The sequence below is a fragment of the Flavobacterium sp. ABG genome, from assembly GCF_001027725.1.
Lineage (GTDB): Bacteria > Bacteroidota > Bacteroidia > Flavobacteriales > Flavobacteriaceae > Flavobacterium > Flavobacterium cupriresistens.
The window spans coordinates 39,873-64,668 of record NZ_LEKS01000020.1; the positions used below are offsets into that span (position 1 = coordinate 39,873).

General features: G+C 35.8%; 25 protein-coding genes. 3 read left to right on the top strand and 22 right to left on the bottom strand.

Features of this window, described 5'->3' with window-relative positions:
• Nucleotides 1-10: 10 nt before the first annotated feature.
• From AB674_RS17800 to AB674_RS17905, 22 genes are all read right to left on the bottom strand, one after another.
• Nucleotides 11-1,600, bottom strand: a complete 1,590-nt coding sequence (locus AB674_RS17800) for an MDR family MFS transporter (protein ID WP_047778629.1) — start codon at nt 1,598-1,600, stop codon at nt 11-13.
• Nucleotides 1,601-1,603: 3 nt separating this feature from the next.
• Complete coding sequence (locus AB674_RS17805) at nt 1,604-2,683, bottom strand: HlyD family secretion protein (protein ID WP_047778630.1); 1,080 nt, start codon at nt 2,681-2,683, stop codon at nt 1,604-1,606.
• 12 nt (nt 2,684-2,695) lie between these two features.
• Nucleotides 2,696-4,018 carry a TolC family protein gene (locus AB674_RS17810; RefSeq protein ID WP_047778631.1) on the bottom strand — a complete coding sequence of 441 codons (1,323 nt, stop codon included), beginning with the start codon at nt 4,016-4,018 and terminating at the stop codon, nt 2,696-2,698.
• Nucleotides 4,008-4,637, bottom strand: a complete 630-nt coding sequence (locus tag AB674_RS17815) for a TetR/AcrR family transcriptional regulator (RefSeq protein WP_047778632.1) — start codon at nt 4,635-4,637, stop codon at nt 4,008-4,010. The genes AB674_RS17810 and AB674_RS17815 overlap by 11 nt, the downstream gene beginning before the upstream one ends.
• A 391-nt stretch (nt 4,638-5,028) precedes the next feature.
• On the bottom strand, nt 5,029-5,790 hold the full coding sequence (gene trpA, locus AB674_RS17820; RefSeq protein ID WP_047778633.1) for a tryptophan synthase subunit alpha: 762 nt from the start codon (nt 5,788-5,790) through the stop codon (nt 5,029-5,031).
• Between the two features lie 61 nt (nt 5,791-5,851).
• A complete protein-coding gene (locus AB674_RS17825) occupies nt 5,852-6,589 on the bottom strand; it encodes a carbon-nitrogen hydrolase family protein (RefSeq protein WP_047778634.1) in 738 nt (245 codons plus the stop codon).
• Nucleotides 6,590-6,687: 98 nt separating this feature from the next.
• Nucleotides 6,688-7,005, bottom strand: a complete 318-nt coding sequence (locus AB674_RS17830) for a gamma-glutamylcyclotransferase family protein (protein WP_047778635.1) — start codon at nt 7,003-7,005, stop codon at nt 6,688-6,690.
• Between the two features lie 147 nt (nt 7,006-7,152).
• Nucleotides 7,153-8,334 (bottom strand): tryptophan synthase subunit beta, encoded by a 1,182-nt coding sequence (gene trpB, locus AB674_RS17835; RefSeq protein WP_047778636.1) that lies wholly within the window; start codon nt 8,332-8,334, stop codon nt 7,153-7,155.
• The gene (locus tag AB674_RS17840; RefSeq protein ID WP_047778637.1) at nt 8,324-8,986 is read right to left on the bottom strand and encodes a phosphoribosylanthranilate isomerase; all 663 of its coding nucleotides are present in this window, start codon (nt 8,984-8,986) and stop codon (nt 8,324-8,326) included. The genes trpB and AB674_RS17840 overlap by 11 nt, the downstream gene beginning before the upstream one ends.
• 198 nt (nt 8,987-9,184) lie before the next feature.
• Nucleotides 9,185-9,964, bottom strand: a complete 780-nt coding sequence (trpC, locus tag AB674_RS17845) for an indole-3-glycerol phosphate synthase TrpC (protein WP_047778638.1) — start codon at nt 9,962-9,964, stop codon at nt 9,185-9,187.
• A 107-nt stretch (nt 9,965-10,071) separates the two neighbouring features.
• Nucleotides 10,072-11,064, bottom strand: coding sequence for an anthranilate phosphoribosyltransferase (trpD, locus tag AB674_RS17850; protein ID WP_047778639.1), 993 nt, complete (start codon nt 11,062-11,064; stop codon nt 10,072-10,074).
• Nucleotides 11,065-11,197: 133 nt separating this feature from the next.
• Complete coding sequence (locus AB674_RS17855) at nt 11,198-11,605, bottom strand: GNAT family N-acetyltransferase (protein ID WP_047778640.1); 408 nt, start codon at nt 11,603-11,605, stop codon at nt 11,198-11,200.
• Between the two features lie 136 nt (nt 11,606-11,741).
• The gene (locus AB674_RS17860) at nt 11,742-12,308 is read right to left on the bottom strand and encodes an anthranilate synthase component II (RefSeq protein WP_047778641.1); all 567 of its coding nucleotides are present in this window, start codon (nt 12,306-12,308) and stop codon (nt 11,742-11,744) included.
• Nucleotides 12,309-12,467: 159 nt separating this feature from the next.
• A complete protein-coding gene (locus AB674_RS17865) occupies nt 12,468-12,911 on the bottom strand; it encodes a hypothetical protein (protein WP_047778731.1) in 444 nt (147 codons plus the stop codon).
• A 115-nt stretch (nt 12,912-13,026) separates the two neighbouring features.
• Nucleotides 13,027-14,427 carry an anthranilate synthase component I family protein gene (locus AB674_RS17870; RefSeq protein ID WP_047778642.1) on the bottom strand — a complete coding sequence of 467 codons (1,401 nt, stop codon included), beginning with the start codon at nt 14,425-14,427 and terminating at the stop codon, nt 13,027-13,029.
• 602 nt (nt 14,428-15,029) lie between these two features.
• A complete protein-coding gene (locus AB674_RS17875; protein WP_240478109.1) occupies nt 15,030-16,010 on the bottom strand; it encodes a hypothetical protein in 981 nt (326 codons plus the stop codon).
• Nucleotides 16,011-16,212: 202 nt separating this feature from the next.
• Nucleotides 16,213-16,779 (bottom strand): YceI family protein, encoded by a 567-nt coding sequence (locus tag AB674_RS17880; RefSeq protein ID WP_047778643.1) that lies wholly within the window; start codon nt 16,777-16,779, stop codon nt 16,213-16,215.
• 32 nt (nt 16,780-16,811) lie between these two features.
• Complete coding sequence (locus tag AB674_RS17885; RefSeq protein WP_047778644.1) at nt 16,812-17,444, bottom strand: NAD(P)H-dependent oxidoreductase; 633 nt, start codon at nt 17,442-17,444, stop codon at nt 16,812-16,814.
• Between the two features lie 4 nt (nt 17,445-17,448).
• Complete coding sequence (locus AB674_RS17890; RefSeq protein ID WP_047778645.1) at nt 17,449-17,910, bottom strand: MarR family winged helix-turn-helix transcriptional regulator; 462 nt, start codon at nt 17,908-17,910, stop codon at nt 17,449-17,451.
• Between the two features lie 326 nt (nt 17,911-18,236).
• The gene (locus AB674_RS17895; protein WP_047778646.1) at nt 18,237-18,722 is read right to left on the bottom strand and encodes a DUF6691 family protein; all 486 of its coding nucleotides are present in this window, start codon (nt 18,720-18,722) and stop codon (nt 18,237-18,239) included.
• Nucleotides 18,723-18,732: 10 nt separating this feature from the next.
• Nucleotides 18,733-19,296: a YeeE/YedE family protein gene (locus AB674_RS17900; protein WP_047778647.1), complete on the bottom strand. Its 564-nt coding sequence runs from the start codon at nt 19,294-19,296 to the stop codon at nt 18,733-18,735.
• A gap of 108 nt (nt 19,297-19,404) precedes the next feature.
• Nucleotides 19,405-20,817 (bottom strand): MBL fold metallo-hydrolase, encoded by a 1,413-nt coding sequence (locus AB674_RS17905; protein ID WP_047778648.1) that lies wholly within the window; start codon nt 20,815-20,817, stop codon nt 19,405-19,407.
• 195 nt (nt 20,818-21,012) lie between these two features.
• Here AB674_RS17905 and AB674_RS17910 point away from each other — a divergent pair, with 195 nt between their 5' ends.
• From AB674_RS17910 to cydB, 3 genes are all read left to right on the top strand, one after another.
• Nucleotides 21,013-21,606, top strand: coding sequence for an HD domain-containing protein (locus AB674_RS17910; protein WP_047778732.1), 594 nt, complete (start codon nt 21,013-21,015; stop codon nt 21,604-21,606).
• 659 nt (nt 21,607-22,265) lie between these two features.
• Complete coding sequence (locus AB674_RS17915; protein ID WP_047778649.1) at nt 22,266-23,609, top strand: cytochrome ubiquinol oxidase subunit I; 1,344 nt, start codon at nt 22,266-22,268, stop codon at nt 23,607-23,609.
• Nucleotides 23,610-23,611: 2 nt separating this feature from the next.
• The gene (cydB, locus tag AB674_RS17920; protein ID WP_047778650.1) at nt 23,612-24,688 is read left to right on the top strand and encodes a cytochrome d ubiquinol oxidase subunit II; all 1,077 of its coding nucleotides are present in this window, start codon (nt 23,612-23,614) and stop codon (nt 24,686-24,688) included.
• Nucleotides 24,689-24,796 lie beyond the last annotated feature (108 nt).

Here is a 24,796-nt window from a genome sequence, read left to right on the forward strand (position 1 = left end):
TTATTAAAAATTAATGCATCGCATCAGCAGGATTAATTTTATTTTTTCCTTTTTTGATGAAAAATATAATCGGAATACAGCATAAGAACATAATTCCTAAATACATAAAAATATCAATGTATGACATTACTGTACTTTGTTTCAAAATAGCATAATCTATTGCCTGATAGGCCTTTTTAAGGGCAACATCGGCACTATATCCTTTGGACATAAAAGCATGTTGCATTCCTGAGATACGTTGCTGCACATCATGATTTGCAGGATCTAAATTGTTGATCAGATTAACTCGGTGTTCTTGACTGAAACGGGTGATAAAAGTGGTGATAATGGCAATACCAAACGATCCACCTAATTGACGCATCATTCCGGTAAAAGCAGCTCCTTCACCAATATGTTTCCCTTTTAAAGTCGAAAGCGAAAGTGTTGTAATCGGCACAAAAAGTAAACCTAATCCAATACCTCTTAAAATCAACGGCCAATACATATGTTCTACTCCGGTATCAGGTGTCATACGGGTTTGCATCATAAAGGTAAAGAAGAAGAAGACTAAAAATCCAACTCCAACCATATACCCTTGCGGAACCCCTTTCTGTATCATGTTTCCAACAAATGGCATCATGATCGCTGTTGTAATCGAACCCGGAATCAATAATAGTCCCGCATCAGTTGCCGTCCATCCTAAAATGGACTGGGTGTAGATCGGGATAATCAATGTCGATCCGTATAAACCGAAACCTAGAATAAAACACATTACCGTTCCAATTCTTAGATTTCCATCTTTTAATACACTCAGATTTACAATCGGATATTTATAAGTCAGCTCTCTCCATATAAAAAGCACTAATCCAAAAACGGTAAGGACACTTAATCCTGTAATTAAGGGATCATTAAACCAGTCGTCTTGTTGTCCGTGTTCTAAAACAAATTGTAAAGAACCGATAAACGTTGCCAAAAGAATAATTCCCCACCAGTCAACCTGATTTGCTTTTAGTTTTTCTCCATATTTCGGACTTCTAACAAAAGTTAGTGCTAAAATAGTAGCAATAATTCCCAAAGGAATATTGATATAAAAGATATAAGGCCAGGAATAATTATCTACTAAATAACCTCCTAAAGGCGGACCTAAAGTTGGACCAACAATTACACCCATTCCGTAAATAGCCTGTGCCATACCACGTTTTGCTACCGGATAACTTTCGGTAATAATGGTTTGAGCGGTTACCAGTAAGGCACCTCCACCCATACCTTGTACGAACCTGAAGGCTACCAGTTCCCAGATATTACTGGCATTTCCACATAAAAAGGAGCAGACTGTAAATAAGATGATAGAGGCCACAAAATAATTACGTCTTCCAAATTGCTGCGAAAGCCAGCTTGTCATCGGTATTACAATAACATTCGCAATGGCGTATGCTGTAATAACCCAGGCCACATCAGTCAAAGTAGCACCAAGGCTACCTCGCATGTCTGTTAGTGCTACGTTTACAATCGTGGTATCAACAATTTCCAGTAAGGCACAAAGTACCGCTGTAATCGTAATAATGACACGTCTGAAACCGTATTCTACTAAATCATCTTCTGCTTGTACTGCTGTTGCCATATTTTATTTCAAATGTACATCTACATCAACATTCATCCCCGGACGCAATAATTTTACTTTTTCAGGATCGTTTGATTGATCTAAACTGATTTTTACCGGTAGTCTTTGGATTGTTTTTACGAAGTTACCTGTAGCATTATCAGGAGGTAATAAAGAAAAACGAGATCCTGTTGCCGGTGAAAATGAAGTTACAACTCCTTTAAACTCATAGTTTGGATAAGCATCTACTTTTAAAGAAACTTTTTGCCCCACAACCATTTTGTTTAATTGTGTTTCTTTAAAATTTGCTACAACCCAAGCCTCATTGTTATTGATGATATAAAATAAAGATTGTCCCGGTTGAACTAATTGTCCCGGCTGAATATCAACTTTAGAAACCTGACCGTCAATAGCGGCAGTTACAACCGTGTAAGTAAGGTTTAATTTCGCAACATCCAACATTGTTTTAGCTCTTTTAATATTGGCAGCTGCAACTTCTGTTTGTTTGTCAGAAGCCTTAGATTTTGATTCAATTACCGATTTTTGAAAAGAACTTGCTCTTTGTTGTTGTTGTAAAACACGTACCTGATTTTCTGCTTCTTCTTTTGCAGTCAAAGCTTGCTCATACTGTTGTTTTGTGATGGTATGTGTTTTGTACAAATTATTGTAACGGTTGTAATCGTTTGTAAGTTGTCTCAATCTTATTTTTGCACTTTCGATAGAACCACTTGCAGATTTCATGTTGGCGTCAGAAACAGAGATGCTTGCGTAAGCACTTCCAATATCGGCTTTTGCGGCTTCGTATTGGCCTTCAGCTCCTAATACTGCAGCAGTAGCTTCGTCAATTTTTAATTGATAATCTCTTTTGTCAATAGTAAATAAAGTATCTCCTTTTTTTACAAAATCATTATCTTTTACATATACTTTGCTAACATAACCAGATACTCTCGGGATAATCGGGTTCATTTTTTTCTCAATCTGAGCATCATCCGTTTCTTCGTGAGCTAAAGAATGCATGTATTTTGTTATTCCGTAAGTTCCGCCCACTAAGACCAATACGGCTAGTATAATGATGAATTTAGTATTTGTTTTTTTCTTTTCCATGAGAGCTATCGATTATATTTTAGAAAGATTGAATGATTGTGATAATTGTCCTGATACTGAAAGTAATTCGTAATATTTTTGAATAATGGTTGCCTTAGATACAGCCGTATTGATTTTAGCGCTTAGATGCTCAACATCAGCTTCAACTAAATCATTGGTATCAGATAAACCATTATCAAATTTGTCTTTTACAAGTCTGTAGTTTTCTTCGGCCTGTTGTAACGCTTCATCATAAACCACACTTTGATTGATTGCCAAGTCATAGTCCTCGATAGATTTCTGAACTTCAACTTTAATTCGATCCGTCATGATAGCCTCTGTGTTTTTTACTTCCAAAGCCTTGCTTTCAGCCGCTTTTACAGAAGCGCTGTTTTTTAGAATTCCCGATAAGTCATAAGATAAACCTACTCCAAAATTCATAGCATATTTTACGGTAATAAAATCTTTAAGGTCAAAAGCAGTGTAACCACCTAATAAAGCTAGTGTCGGATAGTATCCTGATCTTGCAACCTTGATGTTTGCCTCACTTGCTTTTTGTTGAAAACGAATTGCTTCGAGATCTTTTCTGTTTTCAAGTGCCATTGCATCCGAAGTTGGTGCATTGTTTGTTTTTAGATTGAAGAAATCAGACTCATTAACCTGAAGTTTTACGGTAGGATCTAATTTTAGTAAGGTCGTCAGGTAAAAATTGATGTTATTGAGGTTATTATTTGCTTCATCAATAGATAATTGCGTTTTTGAAACCAATAATTGCGCTTTCAATAAATCATTTCGTGGGATGATGCCATTTTTCTCTAATTCTTTGAAATCAGTAACACGTTGTTTGGCTTGCTTCTGATTTTCGTTTAATAGATCTAATGTTTTCTGCGCTTTGTACAAAGCAGTGTAGTAAGTGATGACACGTAAGGCTACATCCTCTTTAGTTTTAGCCGCACTTGCAGTTTCAGCTTCGTAAAGATTATCGTAAGCGTTGATGCTGTTTTGAATTTTAAATCCGGAGAATATCGGAAGACTTAGAGTCGCCTGACCAAATAGTACCTGATTGGGTGCCGGCATTGGTTCGCTACTAGCCTCGTCATTATGCATATCAATCGACGCTTTTGTTAAACGCTGGTATTGACCCGCAATTTTAATATCGGGATATTGATTGTTTTTGACGTTTTGTAACTCGTATTTTTTTGAGTTTACCTTAGTGTTGGCAAGCGTAACTTCGTTACTTTTTTCCCAAGCCAGTTTAACGGCCTCGTCTAAGGTTAAACTTGTTTTTTCTTGAGCTTCTATTGATGAAATTCCGATAAAGAAAATCCCAAAGAGCATTAATTGACTAATTTTCATAAACAAGTAGCGCTTTTATAGTTTGTTGAATGTGATTTGTAAGACTGGTTTTAATGTAAGCATCATACTTCGCTTCGGTATCTAATTGAAGTAAATCCTGAAAGAATGTTTTATTCATATGAAAGTGGAAAAAAGTCCCCATTATAGTTGGAGTGATTAATGGAATGATAACATCTTTTCTAAAAACACCCTTTGCCTGTCCTTCCTGAATAATGCTTTCTACAAGTTTTAAATTCCCTTTTTTCAGTTCTGTAAAGGCTTGTAGATTCTCTTCTTTCTTTCTGGACGCAAATTCAAAGTGTAAAACTCTGAAAATCCCTTTGTTACAATTGATTCTGTGAATGTAAATTTCGATTAATTTATTGACTTTATCAATGGGTTCCAGATTTTCGTGTAATAAATTTTCAATTTTTAACTTCAGATCAGAAGTTTTGTAGATGATTAAAGACTCTAACAAGCGGTCTTTAGAACCAAAATAATACGAAACCATGGCAATATTTATTTTTGCCGCTTTTGAGATGTCCCGTATAGATGTGCCTTCAAATCCTCGTTCAGAAAAAAGTTTTTCTGAGACTTCCAGAATCTGAATTTTTTTATCGTTTAATTCGATTTTAGACATGGTATTTTTCTAATAGAGTACAAAATTAAACAAGCGTTTAATTTAAACGCTTGTTTAATTTTATTTTAACAAAATATTAACATAACGTGAAGGGGAATTTTTATGAAAAATTATCATAAATAAAAATTGGTCTTAACGCTGAATTTCGAACTCAGTGTTAAGACCAACTGTACAAAGATTTTTTCTCTGTGGATAAAAAAAGACCAAAGTATTTTTATCGCATATAATTTTTATAGTAGGGAGTGAGAGTGTCCTCTTTTTCCATAATGGGAAAGATGTTTTTAGTTTTATTAACTTTATTACAAATACAGTAGAGGCATGAGTAACTAAGATTGCGATCAGAGCGTTTTAAATTTAAACGCCGTTTTTGATTTATAAACTAAAAAGAAATCTATCTGATTCCTCCAATAAATTCTTCAATTTTTCCACTTCCGCTTTCCGCTAAATGTTTGATAAAAGCACTTCCAATTATAGCCCCTTTTGCAAATTTGGTTGCTTGCGTAAAAGTTTCTTTATTCGAAATTCCAAAACCAACAATTTGTGGATTTTTTAGCTCCATGGCTGCGATTCTTTCGAAATAATTTTCCTGTGTATTTCCGAATCCTGCCTGAGAACCGGTTACACTTGCAGAACTTACCATATAAATGAATCCGTCTGAAACACTATCGATAAAACGAATGCGTTCCTCTGAAGTTTGCGGAGTAATCAACAGTACATTAATTAAACCGTATTTTTCGAGAATGGCTTTGTATTGGTCTGCATAAACATCAACCGGAAGATCCGGAATAATTAAACCATCGATACCAATTTCAGCACATTTTTTGCAGAATTCTTCAACCCCATATTGTAACATCGGATTGAAATACCCCATAATAATCAAAGGAATTTTTACGCTTTCGCGAATATTTTTCAGCTGATCGAAAAGAAGTTGTGTGGTCATTCCGTTATGCAAAGCCTGTGTAGAACTTGCCTGAATAGTTGGTCCATCAGCCAAAGGATCGCTGAAGGGCAAACCAATTTCAATTAGATCAACACCGTTTTTTTCCAGATCCTGTATAATTTGAGCGGTGTCATTTAAGTTTGGATATCCCGCCGAAAAATAAATAGAGAGTATCTTTTTATCTTCTTGTAGTTTTTGAGTTATTCTGTTCATCTTAATGTCTTTTTATTTAATCCTAACCGATTTCAAAAACCGGTTAGCTATAGTGTTATATTTAGTCAATGATAATCTCACTTGTCCAATTATCATTTTTGTTTTCCAGTAGTAAAACACCGGAATCTGAATCGTTCATTTGGGCAACCAGTTCTCCTTTGTTGTTCCAAAAAGCACTTTTTCCGGCAGCAGGAGATCCCCAAGATTCCCCACTAAAATTGGCCATTAAAACATGCATCTGATGTTTCTGGGCATAACTTTGTAAATTCCGGTACGCATTCGGAATCCCGTTTGGAGAAAAGAAGATACTGGCAACATAAATCGAAGTTTCCTTTTTACTTGCATTTTCGGGATGTTGCGGATGGTCAGTATCGGCACAAATAGCAAATGAGATCTTCTGGTTTTCAAGGGTAACCGTCGGGTTGTAATCGAATGAGGACTGGAAGAATTCGTCCTCGCCTTCATGCAGAAATTGCTTGGTATAAATAGAAACCGATTGATCCGGAAAAATAATAAACTCCCCAAGAAATAATTCCGTTTCGGTTTGGATTGGAGCTCCGGCAATAATTATGATATTATATTCAACCGCTAATTCCTTTAAATGATCGATTCTGGAATCGTCTTTGGTAAAGGCAAGTCCCGCAGCATTTTCTGTTTCATAACCGGTAATCGACAGTTCGGGAAATGCGATTAAATTGGCGCCTTTTTCTCCGGCAATTTTGATCAGACGATAATGATCTAGTAAATTGGAGTCGATATCTCCACGTTTTGGTTTTGTTTGAGCAGCTGCTAAGATCATTTTGGTTGTTAATTATTCTTTATTAGTTATACTTTTTAAAATTTTATCTGTTTAAAAGCCATTCAGATTTGATGTATATCGTTACGTTTTTGCGATCATTAACTTTCAATATAAATCCACGCAATAGTTCCTGATTTCAGTGTTATTCGGACTCTTTTATACGCATTCGATTCAAATTGATCTGCTTTGGTTAGGTCTTCGTTGGAAATTGTAAAAACAGTCCCTTTAATACAATCTGCAGGGTTTTCACTTGGTACCGCTACAAAATAGTCAGTCATACCAAATTCTTCTTCTATTTTCAGGTCTTTTAGTTTATAGGCCGTAAGCTGGTCTGCTTTTCCGGTCAATAATTTATTAAAAACCTGCATTTGAATTTCTTTTGAGCGTAAGGTTCCGTAAGAGAATATCTGTTCCATAATTATTATTTTTCTCGTTATTTGTTTGCGTCAAGGATCATTTCGTGAAGCAATTATTGTTGAGTTGCGTTTGTGATATTTTTTGTGAAAAAGCAAAAGATCACGTAAACAGTCCGACCCTTGAGAACATGCAAATTACGATTTTTATTATAATTTAAAGTACTCGATGTAATTGTCTAAATCTTTGTCACCACGACCGGAAAGACTGATTACCACAACATCTGTAGGTTTGAATTTTTTCTGATCTAAAACGGCAAAGGCATGTGCACTTTCAATTGCCGGAATAATGCCTTCTAATTTGGTAAGTTCTAAACCGGCATTCATGGCTTCATCATCCGTTACAGAGAAAAATTCACCACGACCCGTTTGTGCCAAATGCGCGTGCATAGGACCAACTCCCGGATAATCTAGACCGGCAGAAATCGAGTAAGGTTCTGTAATTTGACCATCCGGAGTTTGCATCAAAAGAGTTTTGCAACCATGAATAATCCCTACTTTTCCTAATTTACTGGTGGCGGCGCTGTGACCACTGTCAACCCCTTTTCCGGCAGCTTCGACGGCGATAATGCCTACTTCAGGTTCGTGTAAAAAGTGGTAATAGGTTCCGGCTGCATTGCTTCCTCCACCGATACAAGCGACCACGTAATCCGGATTCTCACGACCTTCTTTTTCTTTTAACTGCCATTTGATCTCTTCGGAAATAATGCTTTGAAAACGGGTTACCATATCCGGATAAGGATGCGGGCCAATAGCAGATCCGATGATGTAATGGGTATCCACCGGATTGTTGATCCAATCGCGGATGGCTTCGTTTGTAGCGTCCTTTAAAGTTTTTGAACCCGAAAGTGCCGGACGAACTTCTGCTCCAAGCATTTTCATACGGGCAACGTTTGGTGCCTGACGTGCGATGTCAATTTCACCCATGTACACAATACATTCAATCCCCATTAAGGCACAAACGGTTGCTGTAGCCACACCGTGCTGACCTGCACCAGTTTCTGCAATAATTCGTTTTTTACCCAAACGTTTGGCCACTAATATTTGTCCAATTGTATTGTTGACTTTGTGTGCCCCTGTATGATTTAAGTCTTCTCTTTTTAAATAAACCTTGGTATTGTATTTTTCAGATAAACGTTTGGCGTAATATAATGGACTAGGGCGTCCTACATAATCTTTTAATAATTGATCAAACTCTGACTTAAAATCAGGCTCTGCTATAATTTTTAAATATTGCTGACGTAATTCTTCTACATTAGGATACAGCATTTCGGGAATGTAAGCCCCTCCAAATTCGCCGTAATAACCTTTTTCGTTAACATTATAATTCATTGTATAGTTGTTTAGGGTTTAAAGTAGCAGGTTTTAATTTTTTCTGAAACTTCTTTAATAGACTTGTGTTTTTTAATCCCGGTTCAATCTCAAATTTGCTGTTTACGTCAATAGCGTATATCGGAATTTTGAGGTCTTTTATCATTGGAATTTCTTCAATTCCGATTCCACCACTTAAGAAAAGGGGTTTCTCGGATTTATAATTTTCCAATATCTTCCAGTCGAAAGTGGTTCCGTTTCCGCCCGGTAATTTTCCTTTTGTATCAAATAGAAAATAGTGACAAACCTTTTCATAAGGTTCTAAAACGCTGAAATCAAAACTTTCATCAACAGAAAATACTTTAATGATTTCTGTATTAATGTCAATTCTGCCATCGATTTTAGCTTTTAATTCCTGACAAAATGCAACGGATTCTTTTCCGTGTAACTGAACCGTTTGTAAATGGTATTTGTCGATTTTCGACATAATATTTTCAACGGTTTCATCTACAAAAACGCCTGTTTTTTTAATTGTTTTAATCAGTTCCGGAATCGTTCCGTCAAAATAACGAGCAGATTTTTCCCAGAAAATAAATCCCATATAGTCGGGTAGGAGCGCTCCTACTTCAAGTATATTATCGAGATGTTTCATGCCACAGATCTTGAGTTTCATTTTTTTCTTTTTTTAACCGCAAAGGGCGCAAGGTTTTTTTATGTTGGTCTTTGTAAACGCTAAGTTCGCAAAGCTTTGTGTTTGTTTTTTTTGCTACGAATTACACGAATTTTCACGAATCGAATTGGCGTAAATTCGTGTAATTCGTGGCGAAACTTTTAGTTTCTATTTTTTTTGAAGCTTCTTAAAGCTTACGGTTTACAGCTGTGCAATAAATTCCGTTGCTGCTTTTCCGGCATTGTCCGTTTTCATGAAATTTTCTCCAATTAAGAAGCCTTTGTATCCGTATGGTTTTAGTTCAGAAATGGCTTCAACGGACGAAATACCGCTTTCTGAAACTTTCACAAAATCATCCGGAATTTGCGACGCCAGTTGTTTGCTGAAATCCAGGCTTACTTCAAAGGTCTTAAGGTTTCGATTGTTCACGCCAATCATGTCAAGCGTTGGCATAATCGATTTTTCTAATTCTTCCTGATTGTGAACTTCCAACAGAACTTCCAAACCTAATTTTTTAGCAAATTCAGACAACGTCTTGATTTCTTCACGAGTCAAAACGGCTGCAATTAGTAAAATCAAATCGGCACCAAATGCTTTGGCTTCCAAAATTTGGTATTCATCTACAATAAATTCTTTTCGCAAAAGCGGCAGATTTACAGAAGCTCTTGCCAAAAGTAAATCGTCAAGTGAACCACCAAAATATTTTCCGTCGGTTAAAACAGAGATTCCACAAGCACCCGCATTTTCATATCCTTTCACCACTTCTTCTACCGTAAAATTGTGATTTATTACTGATTTTGAAGGGGAGCGACGTTTGTGTTCTGCGATGATTCCCGTTGCACTTTGCTGTAACTTTTGACTTAAAGAAATCGTTTGTCTTTCAAAAAAAACAGAGCTCTCCAATTGAGAAACTGGAATAATTGCCTTTTTAAGAACAACTTCTCGTTGTTTGTCGAATATTATTTTATCAAGTATATTCATTGTTGTTTGTTTCGGGGTTCAGGTTTCAGGTTTAACGTTTCAAGTTTCAGGTTTAACGTTTCAACAACATGAAACCTGAAACAAAAAAACTTGAAACTATATTTTTTTTACTTACTTAATTCTTGTAATTTTTTTAGTGCTTTTAATCCTTTTCCGGAGAATAAACTTTCTTTGGCTTGTTTAAAACCTTCTTTCGCAGAGCATTTTGTTACGGTTGCAATGGCCATTGCGGCATTCGCACAAACAACATTATTCTGCGCTTCACTTCCTTTTCCTGAAATGATATTGGTAAACATATCTGCAGATTCTTCTATTGTTCTGCCACCTTCAATCTCTCTTTGTGATAAAAGACGAACTTTAAAATCTTCTGGTTTTAGCATGCCTTCCATGTCACTGGTAATGATTTTTGTTGGACCGGTTAAAGAGATTTCATCATAACCGTCAAGCGAATGTAAAATCGTAAAATTTACATCGGTATTTTGGTATAAATAGGCATACATTCTGGCTAATTCTAAATTGAAAACGCCAACCAACTGGTTTTTAGGAAACGATGGGTTTACCATTGGTCCTAACATATTGAAGAAGGTTTTTACAGCCAGTTCTTTTCGTATCGGCCCGACATTTTTCATTGCAGGGTGAAACAAAGGGGCATGTAAAACACAAATTCCCGCCTGATCGATACATTTTTCTAAAAAATCGGGATCGCTGCTAAATTTAACTCCCATTTTCTCCATCACATTGCTTGATCCGGAAATAGAAGAAACACCATAATTTCCGTGTTTGGCTACTTTTATTCCAGCTCCTGCCGCGACAAAAGATGCCAAAGTAGAAATATTGAAAGTATCTTTTCCGTCACCTCCCGTACCACATAAATCGATGGCGTTGTAGGCAGATAAATCTACTTTAATACATAACTCCAATAAAGCTTCACGAAAACCCGAAAGCTCTTCAATCGTGATACTTCTCATCATAAACACGGTAAGGAATGCCGAAATCTGACTCGGATTATACGCCCCGCTTGAGATATTAATCAATACGTTTTTTGCTTCCTCTTTAGAAAGTACTTCGTGATTGATTAGTTTATTTAGTATATTTTTCATTTTTTTTTAAGTTGCTAAGGTTTTGAGATGCTGAGGTTCTGAGGTTTTTTTTTTAAGTTTCAAGTTTCAAGTTTTAGGTTTCAAGTTTCAGGTTTCAGGTTCTGCTGAGACTGAATACTGCGACTGAAACCTGTCAATGTTCATTTCCTTGATAAATCCACATCGGTTCTGTTTTTCCGGCGCGTTCAAATCCGTTCTTTTTATAAAAATCAACCGATCTTCCGTCTGCTGTTAGCATTTGCATGTGAAAATGACGGTATTTCTCTTGTAGTTTATCTAAAATCATCTTTCCAATTCCTTTGCCCTGATATTCGGGAAGTATTAGTAAGTGTGGGTAATAAACTGTTAAATGTCCATCAGAAATGGCATTTCCAAGTCCAACCAGTTTTTTTCCTTCCCAAGCGGTTATCAAAGTTTCGGAATTTAAAAGACCGTTGTATAATTCATTAGGTTTACTGGCCGAACTCCATTCGTTCGCTTCGTAAAGCGGCAATATATCTTCGATTCTGATTTCTTTGGTTGCTAAAATTTCTATGCTCATTTTTTTTTAAGTTGCTAAGGTTCTGAGATACTGAGATACTGAGTTTCTGAGGTTTTGTTTCAGGTTTCAAGTTTCAAGTTTCAGGTTTCACGTTCCAATAACCTGAAACTTGAAACTTGAAACAAAAAAAATGCCACTACCCCTTTATCCAATTCTCCAAAATCCTTTTTCCGTTTGGTGTTAACACACTTTCGGGATGAAACTGAACACCTCTTACATCAAAAGTTTTATGTCTTAGCGACATGATTTGTCCGTTTTCATCGATTGAAGTGGCTTCTAAAACTTCCGGTAGATTGGCATCAACAACCCATGAATGGTAACGCCCTACTTCAAATTCACTACCCAAACCTTCAAACAAAATTTCATCAGAAACCACCGTTTTGACATTTGTGGCAACACCGTGATATACTTTGTCAAGGTTAGAAAGTGTTCCTCCAAAAACTTCTCCAATAGCTTGCTGTCCTAAACAAACGCCTAAAATGCTTTTGGTTGCTCCGTATTTTTGAATCACGGCTTTTAATAATCCTGCTTCATCCGGAATTCCAGGCCCCGGAGAAAGTAAAATTTTATCAAAAAAACTGATCTCATCGATATCAAATTCGTCGTTTCTGTATACGGTAACTTCGCAATTTAAATCTTCCAGATAGTGCACAAGGTTGTAAGTGAAACTATCGTAATTGTCTATAACTAATATTTTTTTCATGATGTCTTTTTTGTTTTTTGTTTTTGTTTCAGGTTTCAAGTTTCAAGTTTCACGTTCCAACAACTTGAAACAAGGAAAACATGAAACTTTTTTTGTTCTGTTTCAGGTTTCACGTTCCAACAACTTGAAACGTGAAACAAGAAAAACGTGAAACTTTTTTTATCTCTCTCGAACGTATTTCTCTACAATAACACGATCAACTCCTAATTTTTCTATTTTCTCAATTCCTTTTTGAATCAGGGTATCGTTTTTAACTTTTACCACAAACTCAAATTTGTTGTTTTCCCACTGACGGTTATTGAAATATTCCAAGTTTTCAGTGTAAACACTATCCTTTAAAGTATATTTTCCGCCTCCTCCAAAAAACACTGCCGCGGTTGAATCTTTCCCATTATTTAAATCATGATTAAAAAAAGCAAAGTGCGAACCGTTTATAATTTTAATCATTTTTGTTTTTGAATTGAAAGTAGAAAAAGTAGAATCCTTTTCTGTCGTTTCGGCGGATATTAAACGCCAGGTTCCTTCAATCAAGTTTTGTTTTTTATCTGAATTACAGGCTGAAATTGTGATTAATAGTACTAAGAAGGATATTGTTTTTTTCATTTTTATGTTGTGGTTTTTATGGGTTGGTTTTTTTTGTTTCAAGTTTCAGGTTTCAAGTTTCAAGTTTCACGTTCTGAGAACTGCGACTGCGACTGAGCCTGAGCACTAATTACTATCAAATTTTCTCCGCCATTTCCAAGGCCGTATTCAGTGCTTTTAGTTTGTTGTAGACCTCTTGCATTTCGCTTTCTTCGTCTGAGCTGGCTACAATTCCGGCTCCGGCTTGACAATGCAATTGGTGATTTTTACTGAGGAAAGTTCGAATCATGATGGCGTGATTAAAATTGCCTTCAAAGTCCATGAAGCCAATGGCGCCTCCGTAAAAGTTACGATTGGTTTTTTCGTAATTTTCAATCAGTTGTATGGCTCTGTGTTTTGGCGCTCCGCTTAAAGTTCCGGCAGGGAAAGTATCTGCGACAACCTGCATAGTGGTGGCTTTTTCATGTAAATGCCCGGTAACTTTTGAAACCAAATGAATGACATGAGAAAAGAACTGAACCTCTCTGTATTTCTCTACGTTGACATCGTGACCATTTCGGCTTAAATCATTTCGAGCTAAATCAACCAACATTACGTGTTCACTGTTTTCTTTTTTATCTTCAGAAAGTTCTTTGGCCAAAAGGGCATCGCGTTCATCATTTCCGGTTCTTTTGAAGGTTCCGGCGATTGGATGAATTTCGGCTTTTCGGTTTTTTACGATGATTTGCGCCTCAGGTGAAGAACCAAATATTTTGAAATCACCATAATCAAAAAAGAACAAATACGGAGAGGGGTTTATACTGCGTAAAGCTCTGTAAACATTAAATTCATCTCCTTTGAAACCCTGTGTAAAACGACGAGATAAAACCAGTTGAAATACATCACCACGGAAACAATGTTTTTTGGCTAAAGCCACATTATGTTTGAATTCTTCGTCAGTTAAATTTGAATATCCTTCTCCTTCTTTGGTGAATTTATAAGAAGCTATATTTCTGGATTGCAGTAATTGTTCAATTTCAGAAATGTTGTTTTTGTCGTCTACGCTGTGGCAAAATATATAAGCTTCATTTTTGAAGTGGTTAATGGCGATAATGTTCTGATAAACGGCATAGAATACATCGGGAATTGAAGTTGCATTGTCTTTTTTGGCAATGGAAACTTTTTCGAAATAACGAACGGCATCATAAGAAATGTATCCGAACAAACCATTATTGATGAATTTAAAATCGTTTTTCTCTGATTTAAACTGCTTTGAAAATTCCTGAATTATTTCCGGAATATTCGTCGAACTATCAATTGAAATTGTTTCTGATGTTCCGTCAGGAAATGTTTTTGAAATGATTTCGTTTTCGATTTTGATGGTCGCAATCGGATTGCAGCAAACGTAGGAGAAACTGTTGTCATTTCCATGATAATCACTACTTTCCAATAACAGACTGTTTGGGAATTTATCTCTGATTTTAAAATAGATACTTACCGGCGTAATGGTATCGGCCAGAATTTGTTTGTAGTGTGTGTTGAGTATAAAAGGTTTCAATGTATTTAGTTTTTGTAGTTGATATTATTTTTTAAGTTCGATTTTTACCAAAAAAAAAAGGCTTGTCGTCATGACAAGCCTTTTATATTTATAGTTTTTAAAGTACCATAGGAAGCTTCGTTCACGACGTTTGACGTAAATTCTTCCACCACCAAGTATTGTTTAAAATTGTTCTCATTTCTTTTTTTGTTGTGACAAAGATATAAATGTAATTTGAATTAGAACACATAAAATTTCAAAAAAAACTTTTCTAAATTTAGAAATTTGTTAAATTTTAAAATATTAAATGGTTTTTAAGTGTCTAATTTCCAATTGCAATTGTGTTGTTTACGTTGGCTCTAAAGTCAGGATTCCCTTTGATATTGGGCGTTGTAAACAGTTCGCTGTTTTTTAGTTTAGAGTATCCGATAGCAAATTCCGGTTGGTCGTACCAATTTTGAAGTGACGCATTAGTACCACTGGATTCACTGGTAACTCCGCCATTACAATTGTTCGCTATTATACTTTTGAAGGTGATTTTGGATAAATTTACAGTACCGTTTCCGATATTTTCTTCTAATAATACAAAAGGGGAGAAGCCCGAAACAATACTATTGGTTAGGTTAAAAAAAGGTGTTTTCTTTTATATAAATGGATTCTCTGACTAACCCCTGATTGTTTTCTTCCAGATTGACCAGTGTAATGTTGCTGGCATTGATATGAGTCAGTTTTTTGCTCATATCTGTGTTTTGGATTTTATCGTAAGAGTCTACTTCAAAACATCTTGATCCTGAAACGTCTGAAGAAAAAGGGTGGCGAATCGCGATACTGTTGCTAATGTTGATTTGAGCACCTTGCGTAAAATCAAAATCATCATCGGTAGTTCGGTAAGAAATCAGATTGGAAAGGTTTAAATCGCCACCATAACATTCGAAAGAATCATCATTTGAATAGCTAATCTGAATGTTGTTAAGAACCGTTTTTCTTCCAACTCCGGCTAAAGAAAGACCGTTAAGTTCTTTAAGGGCGCTCAGTTTTCTTCCGGCATATTCAATTCGTATGTATTTTAAAATCCCCGAATTATCTTCAGCATCAGGACCTCCGTAATGGTTCAAAAGAGGTTCCAAATCAAAAGGCAAAGTATGTAAACCACCAAGCGTATTGATAGGAGCTTTTCCTAAAACAATTATTCCGCCCCAATCGCCCGGACGTCTTTCTGTTTTTTCTTTGTTTGAAGTAAAAATGATCGGATCAGTTTCTAAACCTTCGGCCATAATTTTAGAACCATTGGTGATTACAAGAGTTCCGCAGGTTTTATCGTCTCCACGGATTACAGTTCCGGGTTCTATGGTTAAGGTCGCATTATTGGTAACGTAAACGACACCCACTAATTGATACGTATTGCGTTTTAGTAGTTTGGTGTCCTTGTTTATGGTTCCGGCAATGATGTTGGTAGCTTCATTATATTCGTTAGCGAAAGGCTTAAAATTAGTCCAATTGTTCATCCAGTTTGTAGTACCAATAATTCCTTTTTGCTGTTGTTGTGCGTGTAAAATAAAAGTGCTGATAAGGGTAATAATGACAAGGCATACTTTTGTTTTCATAACTATTTGATTTCTAGTTTTTGATTTTTTTAATTTGCTCAAAAGTAGAAGGCCAATGTTAATCAACGCCCTGATGGATATTACCAAAGTGTTACATTACTATTAAGAACGTTATTTTTTTGGAAATAGAATAAAAAAAAGTAGCCCCAATAGTACAAACTATTGAGGCCACCGGCATTTCTGAATTAGTATATCTGAAATATTAGAATTTTAAAGCTACAGTCAATTCGAAATCGTCATTGATCGTTTTGTCTCCTAAGTTTTCGAAGAAGTTACCAGAATTGTATTTGATATCGTATTTAGTTCTGTCTACTTTGAATGCAGTAGTTGCAGTGTTTCCTGCTACAGTAATATCAAAAGTTACCGGTTTAGTGATTCCTTTTATTGTTAAATCAGCCGTTACAGTATAAACGTCAGTTGCTTTAGCCGCTACAGTTTTGAAAACTAATTTTGCAGTTGGGAATTTTGCAGTTCCAAAGAAATCATCCGCTTTTAAGTGACCGTTTAATTTTCCTTGGTATTCTCCTGTAATATCAGTTGCAGTTAATGAATTCATATCAACAGTAAAGCTACCACCAACTAGTTTTTTCCCTTTTAAAACAACAGCACCTTCTTTAAAGTTTACTGTTCCAGAGTGCTCTCCTGTTACTTTTTTACCTACCCATTTGATAGTAGACGCTTTTACGTCGATTTTCTTAGTTTGTGCGTTTACTGAAACGCTAGCTACTGCTACGAATAATGCTATTGCAATTGTCTTTAAATTTTTCATTTGTTAAAATGGATTTTGATTGTTATTAATAATTAAAGTGTAATAAATAATTCTTCGTTTGATTTTCGAACTTTTTTGTAATGCTGTGTGCTGTCTTCATCGTGTCTGTAGCCTACAGTTGCAATTACAGATGCATTTAGACCCAATTTGTCAAATCCTAAGATTTCATTGACAGCAGTTGCATTAAAACCTTCCATTGGCGTAGCGTCAATTTTCAATTCAGCTGCAGCGTTCAGTAAGTTTCCTAAAGCAAGATAAGTTTGTTTTGAAGTCCAGTTGTTTTTGGCTTCTTGAGGTAATCTGGAGATTGCTCCTTTCATCATATCACTAAATCCGGCTAATGCATCGGTAGGAACACCTCTTGTTTCACTGATGGTGTTGATATAATTGTCTACTGATTCTGCTCCTGTATTGGTATCATTTGCAAAAATAAATAGGTGAGAAGCATCTGTAATTTGAGTTTGCCCGAAAGCGACTCCTTTTAATTGCTCTCTTAATTCCGGATTTTCAATGATTACTACTTTATAAGGTTGTAATCCGTAAGAAGAGGCACTTAGTCTAACGGCTTCTTTTAGGGTATTTAAATCTGTTTCTGCTATTTTTTTGGTTGCATCAAATTGTTTCGTTGCATATCTCCAATTTTGATTTTCTAAGAAAGTGCTCATAATATTAATTGTGTTGATTGCGGTATTTTTCTAATAATTGATTTAATAATTCTAATTCTTCCGGCTCCACATTCTGAGCAAACGTCTGCTCGTGGTTGTCTACTTTCGGATCTAGCTCTTTTAATGTATCTAATCCCTTTTGGGTAATTAAAACTTCTATTTTTCTTCGGTTGTTCGGGCAAACATTTCTTGTTACCAGTTCTTTTAGTAACAATTTGTCTACCAGACGGGTGGTGTTACTGGTTTTGGCCAGCATACGCTCTTGGATCACACACATATTAGCGGGATTTCCTTTTTGCCCTCTTAGTATGCGCAACACGTTATATTGTTCTCCTGACAGATCATATGGCTTTAATATTTCATTAAAATGATCCTGAATCACATTTTGCGTGTACATAATATTCAGAATAACCTTTCTCGCATTATCCATCTTAACTGTACTTTTAATAACCTCTTCAATCGTCATAGTCGTAAGTGTATAATTTGTATATACAAATGTATATCTTTTAATAGTTGTATATACAAGTGTTGTGTTAATTTTTAGTTAATTTTATTAAAGGGTTGGTTTAGAAGTAAGTTTTAAATTTTGAATACCGGAATAAATGTAAGTTGTTTTTATGGTTTAAAGTGTTGTATTGGTGTTATTTAATTGTTTTTTTTTATATAAAGTAAAACAAATACCCCGAGCGCTTTTTAAACGATCGGGGTATTTGTTTCGTAACTATTAAACAAACCTGACAGGTTTTTAAAACCTGTCAGGTTTAAATATAAATTTAAATATAAATAAAAAATTTAATGAGGAAGTTTGTCCTTTAACAACCCATAAACCCAGGTTCCTGCAATGGCGCTAACCAAAGTAACCACAATTACAGTAACTCCTGTACCAATTTGCGCAAAAAGAGGGCCTGGACAAGCACCGGTAATAGCCCATCCGAAACCAAACAAGAGGCCACCATAAATTTGTCCTTTGTTGAATGTTTTGGGTTGAATTTCTATTTTTTCGCCTTGAATGGTTTTGATATCGAATTTTTTAATCAACCATACAGATATAATACCAACCATAACGGCACTTCCGATTACGCCGTACATAAAGAAAGATTGTAACTGAAACATTTCCTGAATACGGTACCAGCTGATGATTTCAGCCTTTACGAATACAATTCCAAAAAAGATTCCAACGATCAGGTATTTTAGATTGGAGAATGCAGAATCTTTCAATTGACTTCCGTTGATTCCTTCTGTATCGGTATTTTTATTTTCTAGATTTGAATGTGTCATTTTAAAAATATTAAAGTGAAAGAATATAAGGAAGAATCAAATTGGCCATAGCAAAACCACCAACCATAAAACAGATTGTGGCAACTAAAGAAGGCCATTGTAAATTTGAAATTCCCATAATGGCATGACCACTCGTGCATCCGCCCGCATAACGCGTTCCGAAACCAACTAAAAATCCACCCACTACAATCATGATAAATCCACGAAGTGTGAACAAACTTTCCCACGAAAAAAGCTGTGCAGGCAATAAACCCGAATGATCTGTAATACCATAAGTGGCTAACTGCTCTGAAAGTTCAGGAGTAATTTGAACCGCATTTGGATTTGATAAAAATGCTGTTGCAAGGATACCGCCTAAAAATATTCCGAAAACGAACAATAAATTCCAGCTTTCTTTTTTCCAATCGTACTTAAAAAAAGAAATATTGGCAGGAATACAAGCCGCGCAAATATGTCGCAACGATGAACTGATTCCGAAAGATTTATTTCCGATGATTAATAATATAGGAACCGTTAATCCTATTAAAGGGCCTGCAACGTACCAAGGCCAAGGTTGTTGTATAATTTCGAGCATGATTTTTTTGAGTTTCTGAGTTACTAAGTGGCTGAGGTTCTAAGTTAAAAATTTCTAAGTACAAAATCTTAGAAACTAAGTAACTCAGAGTCTTAGCTCCTTCAATTATTATAGTACTTTACTTTGACAAATAAAATCCGATTTTGGGATTTCAGTTTTAGAAATTGCTCCAAAACCACCTTCAACTTCGGAAAAGTTTCTAAAACCACGTGCCTGCAAAATCGAAGCCGCAATCATACTGCGATAACCTCCGGCACAATGCAGGTAAAAATGCTCATTCGGATTAATGTCTTTTACCCAGTCATTAATATAAGCAAGTGGTTTGCTGTAGGCATCTTCAATATGTTCAGCAGCGTATTCTGTTTCTTTACGGATGTCGATTACTTTGTCTTCCGCAATATTAAACTCGCTTGCAAATTGAGCTGCAGTAATTCGGTTCACAGTATCTACTTCGAAACCGGCATTTTGCCAGGCTTCAAAACTGCCTTCCAGATGACCTATAATAGTATCAAAACCAACACGGCTTAAACGGGTTACGGTTTCTTCTTCTAATCCTTTTTCGGTAACCAATATAATAGGTTGTTTTACATTGGCAATTAAAGTTCCAACCCAAGGAGCAAAATCACCATTGATTCCGATATTAATAGACTGTGGAATAAATCCTTTGCTGAAATCAGCAGCACTTCTGGTGTCCAGAATTAAAGCCCCGGTTTCTTCGGCAACAGCCTCAAATTCTTTTGGGTTTATTGCTTTCATTCCGTTATTCAAAACTGACTCAAAGCTTTCGTAGCCATTTTTATTCATAGCAACATTCATACTAAAATAGGCGGGTGGAGGCAATAATCCATCCGTTACCTCAGTAATGAATTCTGTTTCCGTCATATTGGCGCGCAAAGCATAATTGGTTGCTTTTTGATTTCCAATCGTAGAAACAGTTTCTTTACTCATGTTTTTACCACAAGCACTTCCGGCACCATGTGCGGGATATACAATAACATCATCTGCCAGCGTCATGATTTTATCTCTTAGCGAATGAAACAAAATTCCGGCCAATTGATCCTGTGTCATTCCGGCCGCTTTTTGTGCTAAATCCGGTCGCCCGACATCTCCGATAAATAAAGTATCTCCAGAGAAAATTGCATGATCTTTTCCGTTTTCATCAATTAACAAATACGTGGTGCTTTCCATCGTATGACCCGGAGTATGTAACACTTTTATAGTAGTAGTTCCGATTTTAAATTCTTGTCCGTCTTTTGCAGAAATGCAATCAAATTCACATACCGCATTTGGTCCATAAACAATAGGAGCTTGCGTTTCTTTGCTTAAGTCAACGTGACCTGAAACAAAATCAGCATGAAAATGAGTTTCAAAAATATATTTCAGTTTTACTCCATCGCGTTCCAAACGATCTAAATAAGGCTGAATTTCTCTAAGCGGATCAATAATGGCCGCTTCGCCATTTGAAGTGATATAGTAGGCACCTTGTGCTAAACATCCGGTGTAAATTTGTTCTATTTTCATGATATGCAATCTAAAATAATGTGGCACAAAGGTAACTTTGTTTTTTTGGAAAATAAGTGACTAATGTTACAGAAATTTGTTTTTTGTGCAAATACGAAAAAAAATAAATCTGCTAAAGCTTTAAAATCAAAAGAATGTAATTTGATTAACGATCCCGCATTTTGTAAATTTACAGCACGACGAAAAATAGATATTATGAACACAGAAGACTTGTTAAATCAGATTGCTTTTATAAAAGAGATTGATAAAGTAAAATACATTCAGCGAAAAACGAAGCTGTTTAATAGTGATCGAAATGAAAACGATGCGGAGCATAGCTGGCATCTGGCTTTAATGGCGCTAGTTCTGGCAGAACATTCTAATGAGCCGATTGATGTTTTGAAAGTGGTAAAAATGGTTCTGATACATGACATTGTAGAAATCGATGCCGGAGATATTTTTCTTTATGACACACAACTCAATCATGATAATACGGTGGCTGAACGTTTGGCAGCGAATCGCATTTTTGGTTTACTCCCCCAAAAACAGGCCGATGAATTAATTACCATCTGGGAAGAATTTGAAGCCGGAGAAACCAATGAAGCCAAGTTTGCAAAATCAATGGACCGACTAGAACCCTTATTGCAAAATACGTCCAACAACGGAGGAACCTGGAAAGAATACGGCGTAAAATACAAAACGGTTTATGAAAAAAAGAGCGTCATAAAAGAAGGTTCCGCCACTTTATGGAACTTCGCAGAAGGATTAATAAACGAAAGTGTTGCAAAAGGAATTTTAAAGGAGGAGTAACGAAAATATTTTCACCATATAAGTGATATAAGTAAATATTAAGTGAAAGCATAACGCTAAATGAACTTACATCACTTATATGGTTAAAAAACAAGTGATGCAAGTAAATATTTAAGTGAAAGCATAACGCTAAATGAACTTACATCACTTATATGGTTAAAAAACAAGTGATGCAAGTAAATATTTAAGTTAAAGCATAACGCTAAAATGAACTTACATTACTTATATGGTTAAAAAAACAAATGATGTAAATAAATATTAAGTGAAAACATAACGTTAAAATGAACTTACATCACTTATATGGTTAAAAAAACAAATGATGTAAGTAAATATTAAGTGAAAGCATAACGTTAAAATGAACTTACATCACTTATATGGTTTAAAAAAACAAATGATGTAAGTAAATATTAAGTGAAAGCATAACGTTAAAATGAACTTATATCACTTATATGGTTAAAAAAAAACAAATGATGTAAATAAATATTAAGTTAAAGCATAACGTTAAAATGAACTTACATCACTCATATGGTTTAAAAAAAGTAAGCCCTCTAAAAGTACCGAAAAGTTTACTAAATATCAAACGATAAACTTTTTTTTAAGCCCCTGATTTCGGGTTTTAATAGGTAAATTTGTGGGACTTCATAATTAAATTACCACTCATGGAAGAAATGCTTTTTTATGACCGAATGCAATTCGCTTTCACTATTACCTTTCACTATCTTTTTCCGCAACTTACAATGGGTCTTTCGCTGATCATTGTTTATTTCAAATGGAAATATTTAAAAACCCAAAACGAACAATACAATCACGCCACCCATTTTTGGATGAGAATCTTCGCCCTAAATTTTGCAATGGGTGTGGTTACCGGAATCCCGATGGAGTTTCAATTTGGAACCAACTGGGCTAAATTCTCCGAATTAACAGGAGGAATTATCGGTCAGACTCTGGCCATGGAAGGAATGTTTTCCTTTTTCTTAGAATCTTCTTTTTTAGGTTTGTTTTTATTCGGAGAAAAACTCCTTGGACATAAATGGCATTTTGTCACCGGATTACTGATTTGCATTGGTTCGTGGGCAAGCGGATTTTTAATTATAGCCACCCATTCGTGGATGCAGAACCCGGTTGGATATGAAATTCTCGAAAACGGAAAATTTGTATTGAATAACTTTCAGGCCTTGTTCTTAAACCCTTGGTTATGGCCTTCTTATTTGCACAATCAGGCCGCTTCATTGGTTACCAGTTCGTTTGTCGTTGCCGGAATAGGCGCATTTTATATCTTGAGTAAAAAGAATGTTGTTTTTGGAAAATTGTTTCTTAAAACAGGCGTTATTTTCGGATTGATTTCAAGTATGATTGTTGCCGTTCCTACGGGAGATTTACTGGCGAAAAATGTAGTAAAGTACCAACCGGTAACCTTCGCTGCTATGGAAGGAATTTTTCATACCGAAAAAGAAGGTTCTGAAATCGTTTTAATTGGTCAGCCCGATGTTAAAGACAAAAAACTGGACAATAAAATCGCAGTTCCCAATATTCTGAGTTTCCTGACTTATGGAAGCTGGCATGAAGAAATAAAAGGCTTAGATCAGTTTGAAGAAGATGTACATCCAACCAATATTTCAGGGTTGTATTATGCCTATCATATTATGGTTGGACTCGGAACCTTGTTTATTGGTTTAATGCTTTGTGCGCTTTTTCAACTTATCCGAGGGAAATTATTTGAGACCAAATGGATTTTATGGTCCTTGCTTTTTATGATGCCGTTTCCGTATATAGCCAACACAACAGGCTGGTATACCGCCGAGTTAGGAAGACAGCCGTGGTTGGTTTATAATTTATTGCGAACTGCCGAAGGTGCCTCACCAACGGTTTCTTCCGGAAATACTTTGTTTACGTTATTAGGTTTTATCGGACTATACCTTTTACTCGGAATGTTGTTTTTATTATTGATTGGGAAAATTATCAACAAAGGGCCTCACAATGAAGCTTTAACTGAAAATAAATAAGTATGGAATTTTTTTGGTACGTCGTTTTAATGGGAATTCTGGCCGTTTATATTGTTTTGGACGGTTATGATTTTGGAGCAGGAATCATTCATTTGTTTTTTGCTAAAACAGAAAAAGATAAAAAAGCAATTACAAGCGCCATCGGTCCGTTTTGGGATGCGAATGAAGTTTGGATTATTGCAGCCGGAGGAGTTTTGTTTTTTGCGTTTCCGACCTTATACGCTTCTTCTTTTAGCGGATTTTACCTGCCTTTAATCATGATTTTGTGGTTGTTGATTTTTCGCGCGATTGGTTTAGAAATGCGTGGACAAGTACACCATCCGATGTGGGAGACCATTTGGGATAAAGCGTTTGGCATTGCCAGTTTGCTTTTGGCTTTGTTTTTCGGAATCGCTTTAGGGAATATCGTTCGCGGTGTTAATTTAGGAATGGTAACCAATGGCGTTTCTACTCAGGAAGCCCATTATTTCTTTTTGCCTTTGTGGAATCCTACTTTTAGTCCACAAGCCAATGAGTTGGGAATTATAGATTGGTTTACCTTGTTTCTCGGTATTGTAAGTGTAGTGGCTTTAACAATTCATGGTGCCAATTGGATTATTTACAAAACGAATTCATCCTTAAATACACAGCTCAAAAATGTAGTTTTTAAACTGAATATCGTCTTGTTGATTTTGGTTTTTATTTCATTGCAAATCTGGCATTTTATTGAGCCAAAACCGTTTCATAATTTTATAGAAAATCCGATTCTCTGGTTTTTTCCTCTAATGACTTTTGTTGGAATTATAGGTTTGTTTAAAGTCCGTTCATATAAAAAAGACGGACACGGTTTTATATTTTCAACCTTGTTTTTGGTAGGCGGGTTTGCTTCGACAGCCGTTTCGATTTTTCCAAATGTTTTGCCTTCAACCAATAAAGTCAATCCATCATTGACGATTTATAATACCGCTGCCGGAGAATATGGTTTGTCTGTAGGGATGAGCTGGTTTTTTGTTGCTTTATTTTTGGTGATTATTTATTTTATTATTCAATACCGTGTTTTTAGCGGGAAGATGGATGATATTGGGTATGGGGAGCATTAGAATTTATAAAATTAGAATTTCATTTTACCCGAGATTGCGTTAGGGATAGGAGCGGTATCCTTTTGCTTTTTTCTTTAAAAAGCAAAAGATACAAGTGGATAGCCCGGC